Raw genomic sequence first — 18,140 nt, forward strand, 5'->3', positions numbered from 1 at the left:
CCTCTAATTCGGGGTAGTGAGCGGCTGGGTAACGACGTGGTGTCTATCCAGCAGTAGATCCTTTGCATCCTCGCTCGGCTTGCCGAGCCAGGTATCGAAGCCGAGTCGGCAGCCGCCATCCAGCGATGCGGGCGGTACCTCCTCCTGGTTGAGCACCAGGTTGGTGTCCCAGTCCAGCTCCATGCCGACGTACTCGGCCACCCAGGCCGCCAGCTCGGCGAGCAGCGGCTGGTCGGGCAGAAAACGGCGGTATTGCGCCAGGCTCAGCGGGCCGATACGCAGGCGGAATTTGTGTTGCCGGTCCCACACGTGGGTGCCCAGGCACAGGTCCATGCCCAGGGTGCAGGTGCTGGCGCCCAGGCGGCTGTACTCGGGCAGCGGCAGCCACTGGCCGACGTATTCCTCGAGCGCCACCGGCACGCCGAAGTACTCGGCGAGGATCGCCTGCAGGCCATCGGGGTAGCGGGTCTGGGCGGCCAGGTGACCGGTGAAGTAGTAGCGCGCGGCGTCCGGGATCGGGCCCTGGCCGAGCAGGCTTTCAATGCCACGGCCAGACAGCGCGCCGAGGCGCGGCGACCAATAGTCGTCGGTGGCGCGATCCTGGGCCACCGTTGGCCGGGCTTCCGCCCAGGCGCGGTAGAACAGGGTCAGCAGGCGGTGGTTGAAGACGTCGAGAAAGCGCTTGAAAGTGGCGTCGCCGTGGTGGCGCTGGCGCTCGCGGGCGTGCTCGGTGAGGTGGATCGGCAGCGGCCCATTGGGCCCGGTCAGGCCGAAGAAGAACTGCTCGATACGCGGCGTGCCAGTGCTGTCATGGATGACGCTGGCCAGGGTCGAGGGCGCGAAGCCGCAGTCCGGCTTCTGGCCGAGGCGCAGCGGGTCGTCGACCAGGCGCACGGAATGGCCCAGGCGCGGGCTTTGCGGGTATTCGCACTCGATGCGCCGCATGGCCTGGAAGAAGTCGTAGTTCCAGGGCGTTTCGGCCATCGCCGCCAATGTGTTCACAGCGTCGGCCGACATCCGGGCTTGGCCCTCCAGCGCATCACTTCGCCGCGTTCGGTGGTACGCAGCACCGTCTCGGTGAAGCTGTTGATCGACACGTATCGGGTCAGGAAGCGCTCCAGCACCGAACCGAGCAGGAACACGCCGGTGCCGCGGAAGGCGTTCTCGTCGAACTCCAGGCCGATCTCCAGGCCACGCCCGAAGACGATGGGCCCCGGCATCGGCAGGCGCCGCGTGCATGGCTGGGCGGTGACCTTGCGCAGGCCGTCGATCTGCAGCTGCAGGGCGTTGTCGCCGACATCACCGTACAGGCGCAGCAGTTCGCGCAGCGCGGCGGCGCCCTGGCCTTGCTCGCTGAGCGACAGATAGTTGAGCGACAGCTGGCTGATCAGACGCCAGGCACTGGCGTCGTGGGCGCGGCTGGCCCGTGGGCGGCTGGGGCCGGCCAGGCAGCGCACGGCTACCACGGGGGCGCTATCTTCGAGGGTGAAGTCGCTGCGCGTGCCGCCGATCGGCATCGACAGCGGCAGGTCGCGGTTGGTGCACAGTGTGCCGATACCCAATTGGCGCAGGTCATGGCGGTAGGGCGCCTGGTTGGCGTCGACCAGCGAGATGAAGGTCTCGCTGCCCACGTAGGTCGAGCGCGGGCCGTTGCGCCGTTGCTTGCTCGACAGCACGCGAGGCTCGCGGCGCAGGCTGTACCAGGCCTGTTCGCGGCCATAACGCGACGGATCGCGCACCGCATAGAACGGCTGGAACGGCTGCTCGGGGCCGCTGCCGTGGCCGCTGACCTCGGTGACCGAATGGATTTCGAAATCCTGCGGGCGGGTGCGGTCGGCGATGATCTGATGCTCGTGGACGCGATCGCTCAGGTGAATGCGGTCGGCACGGCGGGCGAACAGGTTGATCGCCGGGGTGCAGAACAGCCGGAACTGCTCGGCACCGATGCTGTTTTCCAGGCTGTTGTCGAGGCGGTTGAACAGCACCACGAGCTCCAGTTCCTGGCTGGCGTTGCGCTGCACGGCGCGCTTGAGGCCGGTCAGCTCGACGAACAGGAAACGGTTGGGCAGGGCGAAGTATTCCTGCAACAGGCGATAGCCCTGGAAGGCGCGGGGCACCACCGGCAGGGCGGCGTCCTGGTCATCGAAGCCACGCGCGCGCAGGTTGTCCGGCGGCAGGCGTTCGACCCAGGAACCATCCACGGCACGGACGAACAGTGCGCAGACGTTGCCCATCAGTTGTTCGTAGAGGCGGAACGGCTGCTCGTCGGCACCATGCAGGAAGAAGGTCAGGTTATCCAGATCCAGCGCATTGAACGGCAGCCCGGCACCGGTGCGCAGACGCAGCCGCACGGCGGCCTTGGCGCCCGGTTCGCTGGCCGCCAGGCGGCCGAGCTGGGTACTCGGGTTGCCGAAATAGCTGGCCTGGGTGACCTCCAGCGGCCACAGGGTGACTGGCTGGCAGGTGCGGTATTCGCAGGCGGTCTGCGCCTCGCTGCCCAGGGCACCGCGCAATGAAGCGCCGCGCTCCAGGGTGAAGCCGCTGCTCAGCGAGCCTTCGTTGGGGTCGGCGCACAACTGCACCACGGTCATCGACGGCGTCGGTGCCAGGTAGTGCGGATAGGCGATTTCCAGCAGATTGTGGGTGAAGGTCGGGTATTCGGCGTCGAGTTTGAGCTGCACCCGCGCGGTCAGGTAGGCGAAACCTTCTAGCAGGCGCTCCACGTAGGGGTCGGCGCACTCGACGCCGGACAGGCTCAGGCGGCTGGCGATCTTCGGGAATTCACGGGCGAACTCCTCCGCGCTTTCGCGGATGTGCTGCAGCTCCTGATTGTAGTAACCGAGCAGGCGCGGGTTCATCGGCGTCTCCGTGAGGCGTCGGCGGGCAGTACCTGGACGTGCCCGGTTTCCAGATCCAGTTCGGTGGTCAGCAGCAGACGCAGCGGCATCGGGTGGGCCCAGAGATCGCCTTCGATCTCGAAACTCAGGGAGTTGTGGTTCATTTCCTCGGCCTCCTGGCGGGCGCGCACGCGCAGCGACGAGCGCACGATGCGCGGTTCGAAGTCGGCGATGGCCTTGGTCAGCAGGCGCTCGACCGCAGGAATGTCGATGCTCGAGGCGCTATGCCCGGCCAATGGCGGTAGGCCGAAATTGACCACCGAACTGCCGGCCCGGGTCAGGGCCTCGTCGTCGCTGGTCAGCGGGGCGATGGTGTTGAACAGCCAGGCCAGGTCGCGCAGCACCGAGGCGCGCAGCTGGTTGAGGGTCAGCACGCGCTTGTCGACGCTCTCTGCCGGGTTGCTCGGGTCGTCGTCGAGCAGACGATCGAGCAGGGCGGGCTGCAGGCGCTCCTGACGTTTCAGGTCGGCCATGCCGCAGCATTCCCGTGCTCGAAACTCAGCGTGCGCAGATCGAACAGCGCCTGGTCGCCGCCATCGAAGGCCAGCAGGCGCTGGCCAAGCGGCACGCCGTCGTCCTGCCATTCGGTCTTGCGGGCCAGGCGCAGCGCGCCGTCGCTACTGGCGTGAGTACCCGGGTAGCGGCTGGGGATCAGCGCCACGGTGCTGCCGCCATTGGTCAGGGTCAGCTGGGCCGGCAGCCAGACCAGGTCACGCAAATCACTGGGTGCTTCGACGCTGAGGCTGGCGATATTTTCCATGGGCAGCCAGACGTAGCGGCCGTTGACGATCAGCTCCAGCACCGGGCCAAGGCGCGGGTCGGCGTCGGCCAGCCAGGTGAAGGCGGTGTCATCGAGCTTGCCCGGCACCGCGGCAGCGGCTTCGAAGGCCTGGTCGCGCAGGCTCTGGGCTGCGGCGGCGTTGCCCTGGGCGTCCTGTTCGAGGGCGAGAATCAGCGGCGCGACCCATTCGGCCGGCTGGCCGAGTACCACAGGCGTGGTCTTGCCGGCGAACACCTGCTCGCGCAGGGCTTCGCAGTTCAATGCCGTGCTGTAGGTCTGCACCATCGGCAGGCAGGCAGCATCCAGCTCGCCGGCGACCTTCAGCTGGTTCTGCGCGCGGCTCCATTGGCCCATCACGGCCAGCAGTTGGAACAGGAACACGCGCAATTCGGCCTTGGCGGGTTGCGCCCGAACCTGGTCCTGCAGCGCCTTCAGCGCGTCGTCGAGCTGTGCGTTACGCAGGTATTGTTCGGCAGTCATCGTCGGTCCCTGTACTGGCGCGGTCACCGCGTTCGTGCGGTGATCCTTCGACGCGCTGCGCCTGCGTTGGCAGTGAGCAGCGCATCATCGAAAATTCGTTCTGGTCAGAACCAGCGATGCCCGGCGCAGTGCCGGGCATCGCTGTGTACCCGCAAGGCGGGTGGTGTTACACCTTGACGTTCTGGCGGATGTTCCAGCCGTACTTGACCGGGCCGCCGTCTTTGGCGCCGTCGGCTTTCTGCGGCTGGTAGTCGACCAGCACCTGAGCGAAGTTCAGGGTGACGTTCTCGGTCAGGCGATCTTCGCCACCGCTGCCGCCGGTGCTGATGGATGACACCAGCACTTCCTTCAGGGTGATGATCAGGTACTCGACCTGAGAGTCGCCGCCGGCCTTGCGGACGGTTAGCTTGGCTTCCGGATAGTGCTTGCCGCTGGAGCAGGCCATCATCAGGTTGGGGCTGGATTTGTCGACGTACTTGGTCAGCGACAGATCCTGGATATTGACCTTGCCGGCACCGCCGCCACCGCCAACGTGCATGGAACCGGACTGGCTCATGCCCCAGCTCCAGGCCAGTACGTCGATTTCGTCGGCGTGGGCCTTGTCTTTGGACTCGCCCTTGACGTCGCCAATCTTGATGAACATATCAACAGCCATCATTCCTCCTTTCGTGGCTTTTGCCACTCTGTTTCAGCTACGCCCGCCAATGCGGGCGCCACAGTGACGAGCCTCAGGCCCCCTTGGCCGAAGGCAGTTTGGATACCAGGCGCAGTGACACGGTCAGCCCTTCGAGCTGGTAGTGCGGGCGCAGATAGAACTTGGAGCTGTAGTAACCCGGGTTGCCCTCGATTTCCTCGACCACCACTTCCGCTTCGGCCAGCGGGTGCTGGGCCTTGGTGGTTTCGGTGGAGTGCGCCGGGTCACCGTCGACGTAGTTGAGGATCCAGTCCTGCAACCAGCGCTGCATCTCGTCGCGCTCTTTGAACGAGCCGATCTTGTCGCGCACGATGCACTTCAGGTAGTGAGCGAAACGGCAGGTGGCGAACAGGTACGGCAGGCGCGCGGCCAGGTTGGCGTTGGCGGTGGCGTCCGGATCGTCGTACTCGGCCGGCTTGTGCAGCGACTGGGCGCCGATGAAGGCGGCCAGGTCGGTGTTCTTCTTGTGCAGCAGCGGCATGAAGCCGTTCTTCGCCAGTTCCGCTTCGCGGCGGTCGGAGATGGCGATCTCGGTCGGACACTTCATGTCCACGCCACCGTCGTCAGTGGGGAAGGTATGCGCCGGCAGGTTCGGCACTTCACCGCCCGACTCCACGCCACGGATGCGCGAGCACCAGCCGTACAGTTTGAACGAACGGTTGATGTTGACCGCCATGGCGTACGCCGAGTTGGCCCAAGTGTACTTGCTGCTGTCGGCGCCGTCGGTTTCTTCCTCGAAGGCGAACTCTTCGACCGGATCGGTCTTCGCACCGTAAGGCTGACGCGCCAGGAAGCGCGGCATGCTCAGGCCGATGTAGCGCGAATCCTCGGAGTCACGCAGCGAACGCCAGCCGGCGTATTCGGGCGTGGTGAAGATCTTGGTCAGGTCGCGCGGATTGGACAGCTCCTGCCACGAGCCCATGCCCATGACCGTCGGCGAGGCCGCGGAAATGAACGGCGAATGCATGGCCGCGGAGATCTTGGCGATTTCGCCTAGCAGTTCGACATCGGGCGGCGACTGGTCGAAGTAGTAGTCGCCCACCAGGCAGCCATAGGGCTCACCACCGAACTGACCGTATTCCTCTTCGTAGAGCTTCTTGAAGATCGGGCTCTGGTCCCAGGCGGTGCCCTTGAATTTCTTCAGGGTCTTGTGCAGTTCGGGCTTGGAGATGTTGAGCACGCGGATCTTCAGCTGCTCGTCGGTCTCGGTGTTGTTGACCAGGTAGTGCAGGCCACGCCAGGCGCTTTCCAGCTGCTGGAAGTCCGGGTGGTGCATGATCAGGTTTACCTGAGCGGTGAGCTTGGCGTCGATCGCGGCGATGATCGATTCCACCGACTTGATGGCGTCGTCGGAGATCAGGTCGGTCTTGCTCAGGGCATGCTCGGCCAGGGTGCGCACAGCGGTTTCCACCGCTTCACGGGCACGCTCGGTCTTGGGTTTGAATTCCTGCAGCAGCAGCGAGGCGAATTCGCTGGTCTGTTCGGAGGTGGCAAGCGACTGTTCGGACGCCTGGGTCTGTTGGCTCATCGTGGCGTCCTCTTAGGCTTGCGGCTCGTTGTCTTGGGGCTTGGGTGCACTGGCCAGGGCCTGCAGCAGGGCCGGGTCCTTGATCGCCTTGATGATCAGCTCTTCGGCGCCGGTCTTGCCGTCCATGTAGGTCAGCAGGTTGGCGAGCTGGGTGCGCGCTTCGAGCAACTGGTTGAGCGAATCGACCTTGCGGGCGATGGCCGCCGGGCTGAAGTCGTCCATGCTCTCGAAGGTGATGTCCAGGCTCAGGTTGCCCTCACCGGTCAGCGCGTTGGGCACGTGGAAGGCCGCGCGCGGCTTCATGGCCTTGAGGCGCGAGTCGAAGTTATCAGCGTCGATTTCCAGGAACTTGCGGTCGGCGACGGCGGCCAACGGCTCTTCCGGCTTGCCGGCGAGGTCGGCCATCACGCCCATGACGAAGGGCAACTGCACCTTTTTCTCGGCGCCGTACAGCTCCACGTCGTACTCGATCTGCACCCGCGGGGCGCGGTTGCGCGCGATGAATTTCTGGCTGCTGGTGGTGTTACTCATGTTGCTCCTCCTGTGCATGGGCACTGGCTTCTGCGGCCAATGGCCGGTAGCTATGTGCGTGGGGCTTCCCTGAAGATCCGCCGCACGTTAGTCGTATTCGGGGCCGCGCAGGTTTTCGAACTGCGACATACCGTCGGGAATCAGATTGCGCACGATTTCCGCAAAATCCGCGGTGACCAGCTTCTGCGCGCGCGTCAGTAAGACCGGGACCGGGCTGGAAGGTTCGTGCTGGGCGTAATATTCGAGCAGGCGGTCGAGGGTGCGCAGCACATCGTCGCGGCTGGCGATGCGACCGGGTGCGGCAGGCGCCTGGCGCGCTGCTGGTGGCGCACTGCTCGCGTCATCAGCGGCGTCGCTGTCGGTGGGCATCTCTTCGCTGTAGGACGAGTCATCGCCGGCCACCGGTGCCTGGTCGTTGAAGATCTGCCGGGTGTGGCGCAGCACCTGCTTGAGGGATTCGAGGTTGGCACTTTGCGCCGAGCCGACGCGATCGCTGAGCAGACCTTCGATATCGGCCAGGGCCGCGGCGGCCTCGTCAAGGGCTACGCGGGTGCTGTTGAGCAGCTCGGCGTCGGTATCCAGAAAGGCGCCACGCAGTTGTTCGGACGACAGGGTTTCGCTGGCGAAGCGCTGCAGGTCGGCGGCATTCAGGGCTGCGCGGATGCTTACCGCACCGAAGGCCCGCGAGCGGGTGATGCTGGCTTCGCGCAACAGCACGATCACCGGCTCGGCGCTCAGCGCATTGAGCGCGTTGATGCGAATGGTCGGGTCGTTGTCATCGTCGGTGTCGAGCTGCGGGTAGACGCCTTCCCAATACTGGGTCAGCAGCTCTCGCACCAGGGTCAGGCCCTGGGCCAGGCCATTCAGGCCCTCGAGGGCGATGGCGCTCTGCAGGTACAGGCTGGCCAGGCGCAGGTCCTTGCTACGGACGAACAGGTCGCTGGCGCGCTCGCGCACCTGGCGCCAGTCCGGCGGCTCGGCAGCGATGACCGACTGGCCCATTTGGCGCTCGGGCTGGCCCAGGGCGAGACGCTCGAGCTCGAGAAATTCGGCGTCGTATTCGAGGTCTTCGCCGTGCGGCGTCTCGTCGGATACCGGGTTGAGCAGGTGCGACACATCCACCACGTAGGTGCTCTCCATGTCAGGCCCAGGGGTCGAATGAGCGCTCGCCGCCTAACAGCCTGGCGGCCCGTGCTCATGACGAAAAGCGGCGAAATGCCACTATTCAGGCGGGGTTCGGTGCAGATCGGCGCCATTCTCTGAGCGGCCTTTGAGCATTGTCAAGCGAGGGCAAGGCGGTAGAAACTGTAGTGATGCACAGTATTTCGGTCTTCTGTGCGGTGACTCACAACCGCCTCGAATTTATTCCCGTCCGACCATTGAACCGTCTTGATTAAGGGAAAAAAATAGAGCGCTTTGGCTATTGACGATTGTCCTCGTCAATGGCGTTTCTGTTTTTCCGGCCGCACTGCAAGGAGTCGCAATGCCGTTGCGCTTGTTCATCACCACGTACCACAAGCTGACCCCCGGGCAACGGGCGGAGGTCGAGCTCGATCGCGGTGAGCTGAAGATCGGGCGCAGCGCCGGCAACGACTGGGTGCTGCCCGATCCCGAACGCCTGGTCTCCAGCCAGCACTGCGTGATCCAGTACCGCGACGGTACCTACTACATCACCGATACCAGCACCAACGGCGTGATTCTGCAGAACGCTGGCACGCGCCTGCGCCGCGGCAGCAGCGAGCCGCTGGAAGACGGCGAAGTGCTGAAGATCGGCGAGTACGAGATCCGCGTGCAGATCAGTGGGATCAGCGTCGCGCCTGCTGCGCCACCGGCATCCGGCATGGCTGACGATCCGTTCAACAGCTTTGAGGCGCTGCTCGGCCGCACTGCCCAGCCACTGGAAATGCCACCGGTCAATCCTGCGCCGACCGCCCCGGCGCCGCGCCGCGATTCGCCATTCGATACCAAGCCGGATCTGTTCGATTTTCTCAGCCCGCCGCCGGCCGTGGCGCCGTCGGTGTCCGATCACGTGCCGGCCCAGCAGCATGACTTCCGACCGCCGCGCCCGACGCAGCCGGCGCCTGCCGTGGTGCCTGAAGCAGCGCCGTCCTCGGTGATCCCGGCAGACTGGGACCCGTTCGCCGACTTGCAGGCCGCGGCGAAGCCCCAGCCGATTGCCGATCCCTTTGCCGCGCCGCCCAGGGTGGACGCGTTGCAGATTCCGGACCCTTTCGCCGAACCGCCGCAAGCCGAGGCGCCGCCGATCCCGGATCCGTTTGCCGACCTGGCGCCGATGCCGGCCGTGGAAATCCCGGCGTTCACCTTGGGGCAACCGCCGGTTGAGCCGGTTCAACCGCCGCTGGTTGCCGAGCTGGTGGCGACATCCCAGCCTGCACCTGCACCTGCACCTGCACCGCCGACTGCCGTTGACGATGGCGAGCTGATGGAAGCCTTTCTGCGCGGCGCCGGCCTGCAGCACCTGCGTCTGGACCGCGCGGCGGCCGCGGCGCAGATGGAGGCCATCGGCCGCAGCTATCGGCTGATGGTCGAGGGGCTGATCGATGTGCTGCGCGCCCGTGCCAGCCTCAAGGGCGAGTTCCGCATGGCGCAGACCATGATCCAGCCGGTGCAGAACAACCCGCTGAAATTTGCGCCCAACGTCGACGAAGCGCTGCTCATGTTGCTGCGCCACGACAACCAGGCGTTCATGGCGCCGGACCAGGCGGTGGGCGAGAGCTTCGACGACCTGCGCGCCCACCAGCTGGCGCTGATGGCGGGCGTGCAGGCAGCCATCAAATATTTGCTCGCGCGCTTTGAACCGCGTGAGCTGGAAGGGCGTCTGAACAAGCCGAGCGGGCTCTCGGCACTGCTGCCCAATGGCCGGCGGGCGCATTACTGGGAGTTGTTCACCGAGCTGTACGCGACCATCTCCCAGGAGGCCGAGGACGGTTTCCAGGAGCTGTTCGGCCGTGAATTCAGCCGTGCCTACGAAGAACATATTGCGAGATTGCGAGGCCGTTGAGGCCCTGTGGCCTGCCGCGTCGTGGCGGGCCAGCGGTAACCATCGAGGAAGCGTTATGCCAAGGATTCTGACACTGCTGGTCTTTCTGCTGCTCGGCGCCTGCGCGTCGGGGCCGAAGGAGCCAGCGCCCACCACCGTCGAGCTGCAGCTACAGGCCAGCCGCGACCTCAACCCGGCGCTCGACAGCGCGGCCTCGCCGGTCTGGGTGCAGATCTACCAGCTGCGCAATGCCTCGACCTTTTCCCGTGCCGACTTCTTCTCGCTGGTCGACCGTGCCGACGCCACCCTGGCGAGCGAGCTGATCGAGACCGAGCGTTTCGTGGTGCGCCCTGGCGAAACCCAGCGCAAGTCACTGACCCTCGACGATGCCACCCGCCACCTCGGCGTGGTGGTGGCCTACCGCGCCCTCGACCGTTCGATCTGGCGCCAGGTCATCGAAATTCCTGCCCATCAGGCAAGCGCCCTGCGCCTGCAGCTGGACGCCTATGCCATCAGCGCCGCGCCGCTGACCCCTCTTGAGTGACTGGAGACCCGTTCATGTCCTGGAACAATCGTGTGGTTTGGTCGGAGGGGATGTTCCTGCGGCCGCAGCACTTCCAGCAGCAGGATCGCTACATCGAAACCTTGGTCGAAAGCCGCAATCATGCCGTGCAGCCCGGCGCCTGGGGCTTTTCCCAATTGCTGATCGACAGCGCCCTGCTTGCCCAGGGCAAGCTGGCGATCCTCTCGGCGCGCGGCCTGCTGCCGGACGGCACGCCGTTCAACATTCCCGAGAACGACGCTGCGCCAGCGCCCTTGAACATCGATGAGAACCTGCGCGACGGCATTGTCTACCTGGCCCTGCCGCTGCGCCGTGCCGGCCTGCGCGACACCGTGGAGGCTGGCGAGCCGCTTGGCTCGGCGCGCTACCTGAGCAGCGTGCACGAAGTGCGTGACGACAATTCCTCGCTGGAAAGCCGCGCGCCGGTGGCCATTGGTTCCCTGGCGCTTCGCCTGATCACCGAGCGTGACGGCCTCGACGAGCATGCCGCCGTCGGCGTGGTGCGCGTGGTGGAGAAGCGCGAGGATCGCAGCCTGCTGCTCGACGACAGCTACATCCCGCCGCTGCTCGACGTCAGCGCCTCGCGGCCGCTGTCCGGCTTTCGCAACGAACTGCTCGGCCTGCTGCACCAGCGCGGTGAAGCCCTGGCCGGGCGGGTGGTCGCCTCCGGTGCAGGCGGTGCCTCGGAAATTGCCGATTTCCTGCTGCTGCAACTGGTCAACCGCGCCCAGCCGCTGGTTGCCCACCTGGCGCGCATCGCCCCGCTGCACCCGGAAGTGCTGTACCGCGAACTGGTGGCGCTGGCCGGTGAGTTCTCGACCTTCACCGCCGCCGAGCGCCGGCCGGGTGAGTACCCGGTATACGAACACGACGACCTGACCACCACCTTCGCTCCGGTGATGCTGGCGCTGCGTCAGGCACTGTCGATGGTCATCGACAGCCGCGCGATCCCGATTCCGATCATCGAGAAATCCTACGGCGTGCACGTGGCGATGCTCGCCGACAAATCGCTGCTCGATTCGGCCAGCTTCATCCTCGTGGTGCGCGCCGATGTGCCGGGCGAAAGCCTGCGCGGGCATTTCCCGCAGCAGGCGAAGATTGGCTCGGTGGAGCACATCCGCGATCTGGTCAACCTGCAGCTGCCGGGTATCGGCCTGCTGCCGCTGCCGGTGGCGCCGCGCCAACTGCCGTACCACGCGGGTTCCAACTACTTCGAACTGGACCGGGGCAGCGATCACTGGAAACAGCTGATCCACTCCGGCGGTTTCGCTTTCCATATCGCAGGCCAGTTCCCGGGCCTGAATCTGGCCTTCTGGGCCATCCGAGGCTGACGCGCGATGACCATCGACGATCCATTTGGCGCCTTGCCCGGCCAGCCCGGCAAGGGCAGCGACCCGGCTAACGACCGCACCATGATCATGCCACGCCCTGGTGGCCGCGCGGCTGAGCCGGCGCGCCCGGCTCCCGCCGGTTCGCCACCGCCACAGATGCCCAGCGCGCCGCCGCTGGCCGCCCGTGGCCTGGGCCTGAACCCTATCGAAGCGGCGGCCGGCCCCATGCTGGCGCTGCTGACGCGCCTGCGCAGCACCATTTCCCATCCCGCGCCGGCCAGCCTGCGCGCCCAGCTGCTCGGCTACCTGCGCCAGTTCGAGGACAAGGCCCGCGCCGCCGGCGTGGCCCAGGACGAAGTGATGCTGGCGCGCTACGTGCTGTGCACCGCGTTGGACGAAGCGGTGATGAGCACGCCCTGGGGCAGCAGCAGCGAGTGGAGCAAGCAGAGCCTGTTGATCACCCTGCACAACGAGGCGTGGGGCGGCGAGAAGGTGTTCCAGCTGCTCGACCACTGCCTGCAGAACCCCCGCCAACGCCTCAACCTGCTGGAGCTCCTGTACCTGTGCATCAGCCTTGGCATGGAAGGTCGCTATCGGGTCATGCAGGACGGCCGCAGCCAGCTCGACGCCTTGCGCGAGCGAGTGGCGGCGACCATCCGCAGCACCCGTGGCGAGATCGAGCGCGAGCTGTCGCCGCACTGGCGCGGCCTGGTGGTCGCCCGTGATCGTCTGCGCCAGTTCCTGCCGCCCTGGGTGGCCGTGGCCATCGGCCTGGCAATCCTGCTGGTGCTGCTGTTCGGCCTGCGCATGAAACTGGCCGCCGAGGCCGAGCCGGTGTTCCGCAACCTGCATGCCCTGGGCGACGTGCCGGTGCAGACCATCGACCGCCCAGCGCAACAACCGCGCATCGTCGAGCGACCACGCCTGGCCGGTTTCCTGGCCGAGGAGATTCGCGCCCAGAAGGTGGCGGTGGAAGATGCCGTCGACCGCTCGGTAGTGACCATCCGCGGCGACCAGCTGTTCGCCTCCGGCAGTGCGACCATCGCCGATGACTTCCAGCCGCTGCTGCTGCGCATCGCCGAGGCGATCCGCAAGGTCAACGGCCAGGTGCTGGTCACCGGCCACAGCGACAACCGGCCCATCGCCACGCTGCGTTACCCGTCCAACTGGAAGCTATCGCAGGACCGCGCCCAGCAGGTGATGGACGTGCTGGTGGCCAAGACCGGCCAGCCCGCGCGCTTCCGCGCCGAAGGGCGCAGCGATACCGAGGCGGTGGCCTCCAACGACACGGCAGAGGGCCGCGCGCGCAACCGCCGGGTGGAAATCACAGTTTTTGCGGAGGGCGTCGAGTGAAGGCGTTTTTCGGTTTCATGGCCCGTTGGGTCATGCCGGTGCTGGGCCTGGTCGCGCTGGCACTGGTGATCTGGTTCATCGGCCCGTTGATCGCCATCGGCGGTTTCGAGCCACTGGCGAGCAGCACCGCGCGCTGGACGCTGATCATCCTGCTGTTCGCCGCTTGGGCAGCCTGGCGGGTGATGCGCATTATCCAGGCACGGCGCAATGCCGCCAAGGTCATGCAGGGGCTCGTCGAAGTGGCGCCGGACCCCACCAGCGTGGCCACCGCCGAGGAGCTGGCCACCCTGCGCGAGCGCATGGACGAGGCCCTGGGCCTGCTCAAACGCGCCAAGCTGGGCGGGGGCGAGCGGCGCAATCTCTACGAACTGCCGTGGTACGTGATCATCGGCCCGCCCGGTTCCGGCAAGACCACCGCCCTGGCCAACTCCGGGTTGCGTTTCCCGCTTGCCGAGCAGATGGGCGCCGGTGCCGTGCGCGGCGTGGGCGGAACCCGCAATTGCGATTGGTGGTTCGCCGACGAGGCCGTCTTGCTCGACACCGCCGGGCGCTATACCACCCAGGACAGCCACGCCGCGGTCGACAAAGCCGCCTGGCTGGGCTTTCTCGACCTGCTGAAGAAGCAGCGTTCGCGCCGCCCTATCGATGGCGCCTTCGTGGCCATCAGCCTGTCCGACCTGCTGCTCGGCAGCGAAAGCGAGCGCGCGGCCCACGCGGTGGCCATCCGTTCCCGGGTCCAAGAGCTGTATACCCAGCTCGGCGTACGTTTCCCGGTCTATGTGATGCTCACCAAGCTGGACCTGGTGCCCGGCTTCATGGAGTTCTTCGAGGGCCTGAGCAAGGAAGAGCGCGCCCAGGTCTGGGGCATGACCTTTACCCTGGACGACGGCAAGAGTGCCGAAGGCCCGCTGCAGGTGTTGCGCAGCGAGTTCGACGCGCTGGAGGCGCGCCTCAACGAGCGGCTGGTCGAGCGCTTGCAGCAGGAGCGCGATCCGGCGCGGCGCGACCTGATCTACGGCTTCCCGCAGCAGTTCGCGGCGCTGCGCGAAGCGCTGGCCGGTTTCCTCGATGGTGTGTTCAAACCCAACCCGTACGAGGAGCGAGTGCTGCTGCGCGGGGTGTACCTGACCAGCGGCACCCAGGAAGGCAGCCCCATCGACCGGCTGATCGGCGCCATGGCCCAGAGCATGAGCCTGGATCGTCAGCACCTGGCGCGCCAGACTGGCACCGGGCGCAGCTATTTCATCGAACGCCTGCTGCGTGACGTGGTGTTCGGCGAGCGTGGCCTGGTCGGCGCCAACCCCAAGGTCGAGCGGCAGAAGCGCTGGCTGGCCCGCGGGGTGATCGCCGCGACCGTGGTGCTGGTGCTCGGTACCGCCGCCGTCTGGTTCGCCAGCTTCCGCGCCAACCAGGCCTACATCGCCGCCGTGGATGCCCGCGTGCAGCCGCTGCGGGGCGAGCTGCAGGCGCTCAGCCCGGCGCAGCGCGAGGTGCTGGCGGTGCAGCCGCTGCTCAATGCCATCCGCAACGTCAGTGGCGATGCGCCGAGTTGGGCCGAGGGCTTCGGCCTGTACCAGGGCGACATGCTCGACAGCGAGGCCTCCAGTGTCTACCGCAAGCTGCTCATCGCGGTCATGGCGCCGCGGGTGCTGGCGCGCCTGGAAGAGCAACTGCGCACCGGCGGCAATTCGGACTTCCTCTACGAAGGGCTCAAGGCCTACCTGATGCTCGGTGAAGCCGAACGCTACGACGCCGACTTCATCAAGGCCTGGATCGCCCTGGACTGGGACCGCAGCCTGCCGCGCGACCTGCTGCCCGAGCAGCGTGAAGCGCTCAACGCGCACCTGGCGGCGCTGTATGACCGCCAGCCGCCGGTGGTGCGCCTCGACGAGCACCTGATCGAGGACGTGCGCCGCCAATTACAGCGCCTGTCCGTCGCCCAGCGCGCCTACGACCGGGTCAAGCGCCAGAAGCTGCCCGATGGCATCCCCGACTTTCGCATCAGCGAAGCGGCCGGGCGTGACGCCGCGCTGGTCTTCACCCGCAAGAGCGGCAAGCCGCTGAACGAGCCGCTCAGCGGCTTCTACACCCAGCGCGGTTACCGTGAAGCCTTCCTGGTCGGCAGCGCCAGCCAGGCCGGTACGCTGGCCGAGGAGCAGTGGGTGCTCGGCCGCAGCCTGGACGATGGTCAGAACGCCGCCGCCCTGGCCCTGGAAGTGCGCCGCCTCTATGTGCAGGACTACATGCGCCAGTGGGATGCGCTGCTCGCCGACCTCGACTTCGTGCCGGTGACCAGCGTCGCCCAGGCCGCCGACGTGCTGCGCGTGCTGTCCGGCCCGACTTCGCCGCTCAAGAAGCTGCTGCAGGCAGTGGCCAAGGAAACCGACCTGCAGAAGGAGGAGCGCCTGGTCGCCGAGAAGCTCAAGGAGCGTGGTGGCGATACCGTCGACCGTCTCAAGCAGCAGCTCGGTTCGCTGGTCGGGCAGTCGGAAGAGGGCGCGGCCCAGGTGCTGGCCACCGAGATGGATCCGATCACCGCGCACTTCGCCGAGCTCAACGGCCTGGTCGAGGACGCTGACGGCCAGCCGCCGGCCATCGATGCGCTGCTGCAGGACCTCAACGCGCTGTACGTGCAGGTCAGCGCCATGAGCGGTGCCAGTGGCGATGCGCTGCTGGGCGAGTCGCGCAACCAGACCACCGCGGCCGCCGACCAGGTACGCCTGAGCGCCGAGCGTCAGCCGCCGGTGGTGCAGGGCTTCCTGAAGTCGGTCGTGGGTTCCACCACGGGCACTATGATGGGGGGTATCCGCAACCAGCTGAACGCTGCCTGGATGAGCGAGGTGGTCAGCGTCTACCGCCAGTCCCTGGCTGGGCGTTATCCGCTGGATCGCAGCAGCAGCCGTGACGCGACCCTGGACGACTTCGGTCACTTCTTCGGCCAGGGCGGGGTGCTCGACAGCTATTTCCGTCGCTACCTGCAACCCTATGTCGATACCTCCGCCAGCACCTGGCGCTGGCAGCCCGGCGCCGCGCAGAAGCTCGGCATCGGCAGTGGTGTACTGCAGACCTTCCAGCGCGCAGCGAGCATTCGTGAGGCGTTCTTCCGCTCCGGGGGTACCCAGCCGATGGTGCGTTTCGAACTGCGCCCGGTGGCCATGGATTCCGCCATCGAGCAGTTCCAGCTCGACCTCGACGGCCAGCAGTTCAGCTACGACCATGGCCCGGCACGCCCGGTGGCCATGCAGTGGCCGAGCGCCAACGGCACTGGCGTGGTACGCCTGAACATCTCGCCGGCATCGGTCACCGGTCGCTCGGGCATCACTCTGGAAGGGCCGTGGGCGTGGTTCCGCCTGCTCGACCAGTCGGATCTGGCCCAGGGCAATTCGCCGGATCGCTTCACCCTGCGCATGCGGGTGGACAACGCCAGTATTTCCAGCGAGCTGCGCGCCAGCAGCGCGTTCAATCCATTCCGCCGCCAGGTGGTCAGCGGTTTCAGCCTGCCGGAGCGTCTGTGAGTACACCAGGTTTCTACGGCAAGTTGGCCGTACGGGGAGATTTCATTCATCGCGGCCTGAGCCCGGCGTTCATCGAGGCCTGGGATGCCTGGCTGGCGGCGGGCCTGGCAGCCAGCCGGCAGACCCTCGGCGAAGCCTGGCTGGACGCCTATCTGGTCAGCCCGCTGTGGCGCTTCGCCGTGGCGCCCGGCTTGCTCGGCCCGGACGCGGTATGTGGGGTGATGATGCCCAGCGTCGATCGGGTCGGTCGCTATTTTCCGCTGACCATCGCCCTGCCGCTGCCGGTCGATGCCGATATCGGCCAACTGGTCAGCAGCCGTGACGACTGGTTCGAGCGCGCCGAAGGCCTGTTGCTGTCGACCCTCGACGAGGGCGCCGATGCCGAGGCGTTCGAGCGCAGCGTCGAAGCCCTCGGCAGCCCGCTGCCGGCAACCAGCAGCGAACAGCGCCGGGATGCCAGCGGCGCGACGATCTGGCCGGTGGACACCCCCCAGGATCGCGGCCTGGCCCTGATGCAGCAGGCCTGGAACGGCGCCAGCCTATGGTGGGGCCATGGCTCTGAGCGCGTGGCGCCGGGGCTGGTGCGCTTCACCGGGTTGCCGCCGGCCCAGGCGTTCTGCCGCCTGCTCAGCGAGTCTGCAGGAGGTCAGCCATGAGCCCGTCGAGCGTGACGCGCTACCACTCGGCCAGCCATAGCCATGTCGGCATGGTGCGCAAGATCAACGAGGACGCCTGCCTGGATGCCCCGGACAACGGCCTGTGGGCCGTCGCCGACGGCATGGGCGGGCATGCCAGCGGCGACTTCGTCAGCAGCCTGATCATCGACAGCCTGCGCGCCCTGCCGCCCAGTGCGGTGCTCGACACCTACCGCGGGGCGATCATCGATACCCTGGATCACGTCAACGGGCAGGTTCGCGTCGAAGCCGAGAAACGGGGGGGCGCGACCATGGGCAGTACCGTGGTGGTGCTCGCCGCCCGGGGCGCCGAGGCGCTCTGCCTGTGGGCCGGCGACAGCCGCCTGTACCGGCTGCGCAATGGCGACCTGCAGCCGATCAGCCGCGACCACAGCTACGTGCAGGAACTGGTCGACAGCGGCCTGCTTGACGACGAAGCCGCGCGCAGCCACCCCATGGGCAACATCGTCACCCGCGCCCTCGGCGTGCAGGACGAGCTGGAGCTGGAAACCGCGGCGCTGGAGGTGCGCCCCGGCGACACCTTCCTGCTGTGCAGCGACGGCCTGAACAAGACGGTCGAGGATCATGAACTGCGTGAGGTGCTGGGCCACGAAGACCCCTACCAGATGGTGCGCAGCCTGGTGCACCTTGGCTTGACCCGGGGCGCGCCGGATAATATTACCGCCGTGGTGATCAAGGCCGCGTAGCAGCCTGCTAGGCCGTCACGGCGCTTGCTCAACTCACCATCCAGACATCCGCCGCACCCGGGGCTCCCGGGGTGGCCTCGGAAGAC

At 66.8% G+C, this 18,140-nt stretch carries 15 protein-coding genes; 7 read left to right on the forward strand and 8 right to left on the reverse strand.

The features are described from left to right. Positions 1–3: 3 nt before the first annotated feature. From tssG to tssA, 8 genes are all read right to left on the reverse strand, one after another. Positions 4–1,017: a type VI secretion system baseplate subunit TssG gene (gene tssG / locus FB481_RS05350; RefSeq protein WP_147175331.1), complete on the reverse strand. Its 1,014-nt coding sequence runs from the start codon at positions 1,015–1,017 to the stop codon at positions 4–6. Beyond that, positions 999–2,858, reverse strand: a complete 1,860-nt coding sequence (tssF, locus tag FB481_RS05355; protein ID WP_147175333.1) for a type VI secretion system baseplate subunit TssF — start codon at positions 2,856–2,858, stop codon at positions 999–1,001. Before tssF ends, tssG begins: the two co-directional genes overlap by 19 nt. Continuing rightward, positions 2,855–3,370, reverse strand: a complete 516-nt coding sequence (gene tssE / locus FB481_RS05360) for a type VI secretion system baseplate subunit TssE (RefSeq protein WP_013789375.1) — start codon at positions 3,368–3,370, stop codon at positions 2,855–2,857. The genes tssF and tssE overlap by 4 nt, the downstream gene beginning before the upstream one ends. Continuing rightward, positions 3,358–4,158 carry a type VI secretion system accessory protein TagJ gene (locus FB481_RS05365; RefSeq protein WP_147175335.1) on the reverse strand — a complete coding sequence of 267 codons (801 nt, stop codon included), beginning with the start codon at positions 4,156–4,158 and terminating at the stop codon, positions 3,358–3,360. The genes tssE and FB481_RS05365 overlap by 13 nt, the downstream gene beginning before the upstream one ends. A 166-nt stretch (positions 4,159–4,324) precedes the next feature. After that, complete coding sequence (locus tag FB481_RS05370; protein WP_013789377.1) at positions 4,325–4,813, reverse strand: type VI secretion system tube protein Hcp; 489 nt, start codon at positions 4,811–4,813, stop codon at positions 4,325–4,327. 73 nt (positions 4,814–4,886) lie between these two features. After that, positions 4,887–6,380, reverse strand: coding sequence for a type VI secretion system contractile sheath large subunit (gene tssC, locus FB481_RS05375; RefSeq protein ID WP_147175337.1), 1,494 nt, complete (start codon positions 6,378–6,380; stop codon positions 4,887–4,889). 12 nt (positions 6,381–6,392) lie between these two features. Further along, positions 6,393–6,911: a type VI secretion system contractile sheath small subunit gene (gene tssB / locus FB481_RS05380; protein WP_013789379.1), complete on the reverse strand. Its 519-nt coding sequence runs from the start codon at positions 6,909–6,911 to the stop codon at positions 6,393–6,395. Positions 6,912–6,998: 87 nt separating this feature from the next. Then, complete coding sequence (gene tssA / locus FB481_RS05385; protein WP_147175669.1) at positions 6,999–8,036, reverse strand: type VI secretion system protein TssA; 1,038 nt, start codon at positions 8,034–8,036, stop codon at positions 6,999–7,001. Between the two features lie 358 nt (positions 8,037–8,394). Between tssA and tagH the strand changes: the two genes are divergently transcribed. From tagH to FB481_RS05420, 7 genes are read left to right on the forward strand one after another with little or no spacing between them, the layout of a single operon-like run. After that, positions 8,395–9,933: a type VI secretion system-associated FHA domain protein TagH gene (gene tagH / locus FB481_RS05390; protein ID WP_147175339.1), complete on the forward strand. Its 1,539-nt coding sequence runs from the start codon at positions 8,395–8,397 to the stop codon at positions 9,931–9,933. Between the two features lie 55 nt (positions 9,934–9,988). After that, the gene (gene tssJ / locus FB481_RS05395; RefSeq protein ID WP_093500617.1) at positions 9,989–10,456 is read left to right on the forward strand and encodes a type VI secretion system lipoprotein TssJ; all 468 of its coding nucleotides are present in this window, start codon (positions 9,989–9,991) and stop codon (positions 10,454–10,456) included. A 14-nt stretch (positions 10,457–10,470) separates the two neighbouring features. Further along, entirely contained in the window at positions 10,471–11,805 is a 1,335-nt protein-coding gene (tssK, locus tag FB481_RS05400) for a type VI secretion system baseplate subunit TssK (RefSeq protein ID WP_147175341.1), read from the forward strand. 6 nt (positions 11,806–11,811) lie between these two features. Continuing rightward, positions 11,812–13,158 carry a DotU family type VI secretion system protein gene (locus tag FB481_RS05405; RefSeq protein WP_147175343.1) on the forward strand — a complete coding sequence of 449 codons (1,347 nt, stop codon included), beginning with the start codon at positions 11,812–11,814 and terminating at the stop codon, positions 13,156–13,158. Then, complete coding sequence (gene tssM / locus FB481_RS05410) at positions 13,155–16,673, forward strand: type VI secretion system membrane subunit TssM (protein ID WP_178109839.1); 3,519 nt, start codon at positions 13,155–13,157, stop codon at positions 16,671–16,673. Before FB481_RS05405 ends, tssM begins: the two co-directional genes overlap by 4 nt. Then, a complete protein-coding gene (gene tagF, locus FB481_RS05415) occupies positions 16,670–17,329 on the forward strand; it encodes a type VI secretion system-associated protein TagF (RefSeq protein WP_147175344.1) in 660 nt (219 codons plus the stop codon). The genes tssM and tagF overlap by 4 nt, the downstream gene beginning before the upstream one ends. Beyond that, the gene (locus tag FB481_RS05420) at positions 17,326–18,054 is read left to right on the forward strand and encodes a PP2C family serine/threonine-protein phosphatase (protein ID WP_147175346.1); all 729 of its coding nucleotides are present in this window, start codon (positions 17,326–17,328) and stop codon (positions 18,052–18,054) included. Before tagF ends, FB481_RS05420 begins: the two co-directional genes overlap by 4 nt. Positions 18,055–18,140: the final 86 nt, after the last annotated feature.

It is taken from the genome of Pseudomonas sp. AG1028 (assembly GCF_007993955.1).
Taxonomy (GTDB): Bacteria; Pseudomonadota; Gammaproteobacteria; order Pseudomonadales; family Pseudomonadaceae; genus Aquipseudomonas; species Aquipseudomonas straminea.

Bases quoted from the DNA above. Each gene is read 5' to 3' on its own strand.
- FB481_RS05405 (WP_147175343.1), top strand. From the start codon at position 11,812: ATGACCATCGACGATCCATTTGGCGCCTTGCCCGGCCAGCCCGGCAAG.
- tssG (WP_147175331.1), bottom strand. From the start codon at position 1,017: ATGTCGGCCGACGCTGTGAACACATTGGCGGCGATGGCCGAAACGCCC.
- tssF (WP_147175333.1), bottom strand. From the start codon at position 2,858: ATGAACCCGCGCCTGCTCGGTTACTACAATCAGGAGCTGCAGCACATC.
- tssB (WP_013789379.1), bottom strand. From the start codon at position 6,911: ATGAGTAACACCACCAGCAGCCAGAAATTCATCGCGCGCAACCGCGCC.
- tssK (WP_147175341.1), top strand. From the start codon at position 10,471: ATGTCCTGGAACAATCGTGTGGTTTGGTCGGAGGGGATGTTCCTGCGG.
- tssE (WP_013789375.1), bottom strand. From the start codon at position 3,370: ATGGCCGACCTGAAACGTCAGGAGCGCCTGCAGCCCGCCCTGCTCGAT.
- FB481_RS05370 (WP_013789377.1), bottom strand. From the start codon at position 4,813: ATGGCTGTTGATATGTTCATCAAGATTGGCGACGTCAAGGGCGAGTCC.
- FB481_RS05420 (WP_147175346.1), top strand. From the start codon at position 17,326: ATGAGCCCGTCGAGCGTGACGCGCTACCACTCGGCCAGCCATAGCCAT.
- tssJ (WP_093500617.1), top strand. From the start codon at position 9,989: ATGCCAAGGATTCTGACACTGCTGGTCTTTCTGCTGCTCGGCGCCTGC.
- tssC (WP_147175337.1), bottom strand. From the start codon at position 6,380: ATGAGCCAACAGACCCAGGCGTCCGAACAGTCGCTTGCCACCTCCGAA.
- FB481_RS05365 (WP_147175335.1), bottom strand. From the start codon at position 4,158: ATGACTGCCGAACAATACCTGCGTAACGCACAGCTCGACGACGCGCTG.
- tagH (WP_147175339.1), top strand. From the start codon at position 8,395: ATGCCGTTGCGCTTGTTCATCACCACGTACCACAAGCTGACCCCCGGG.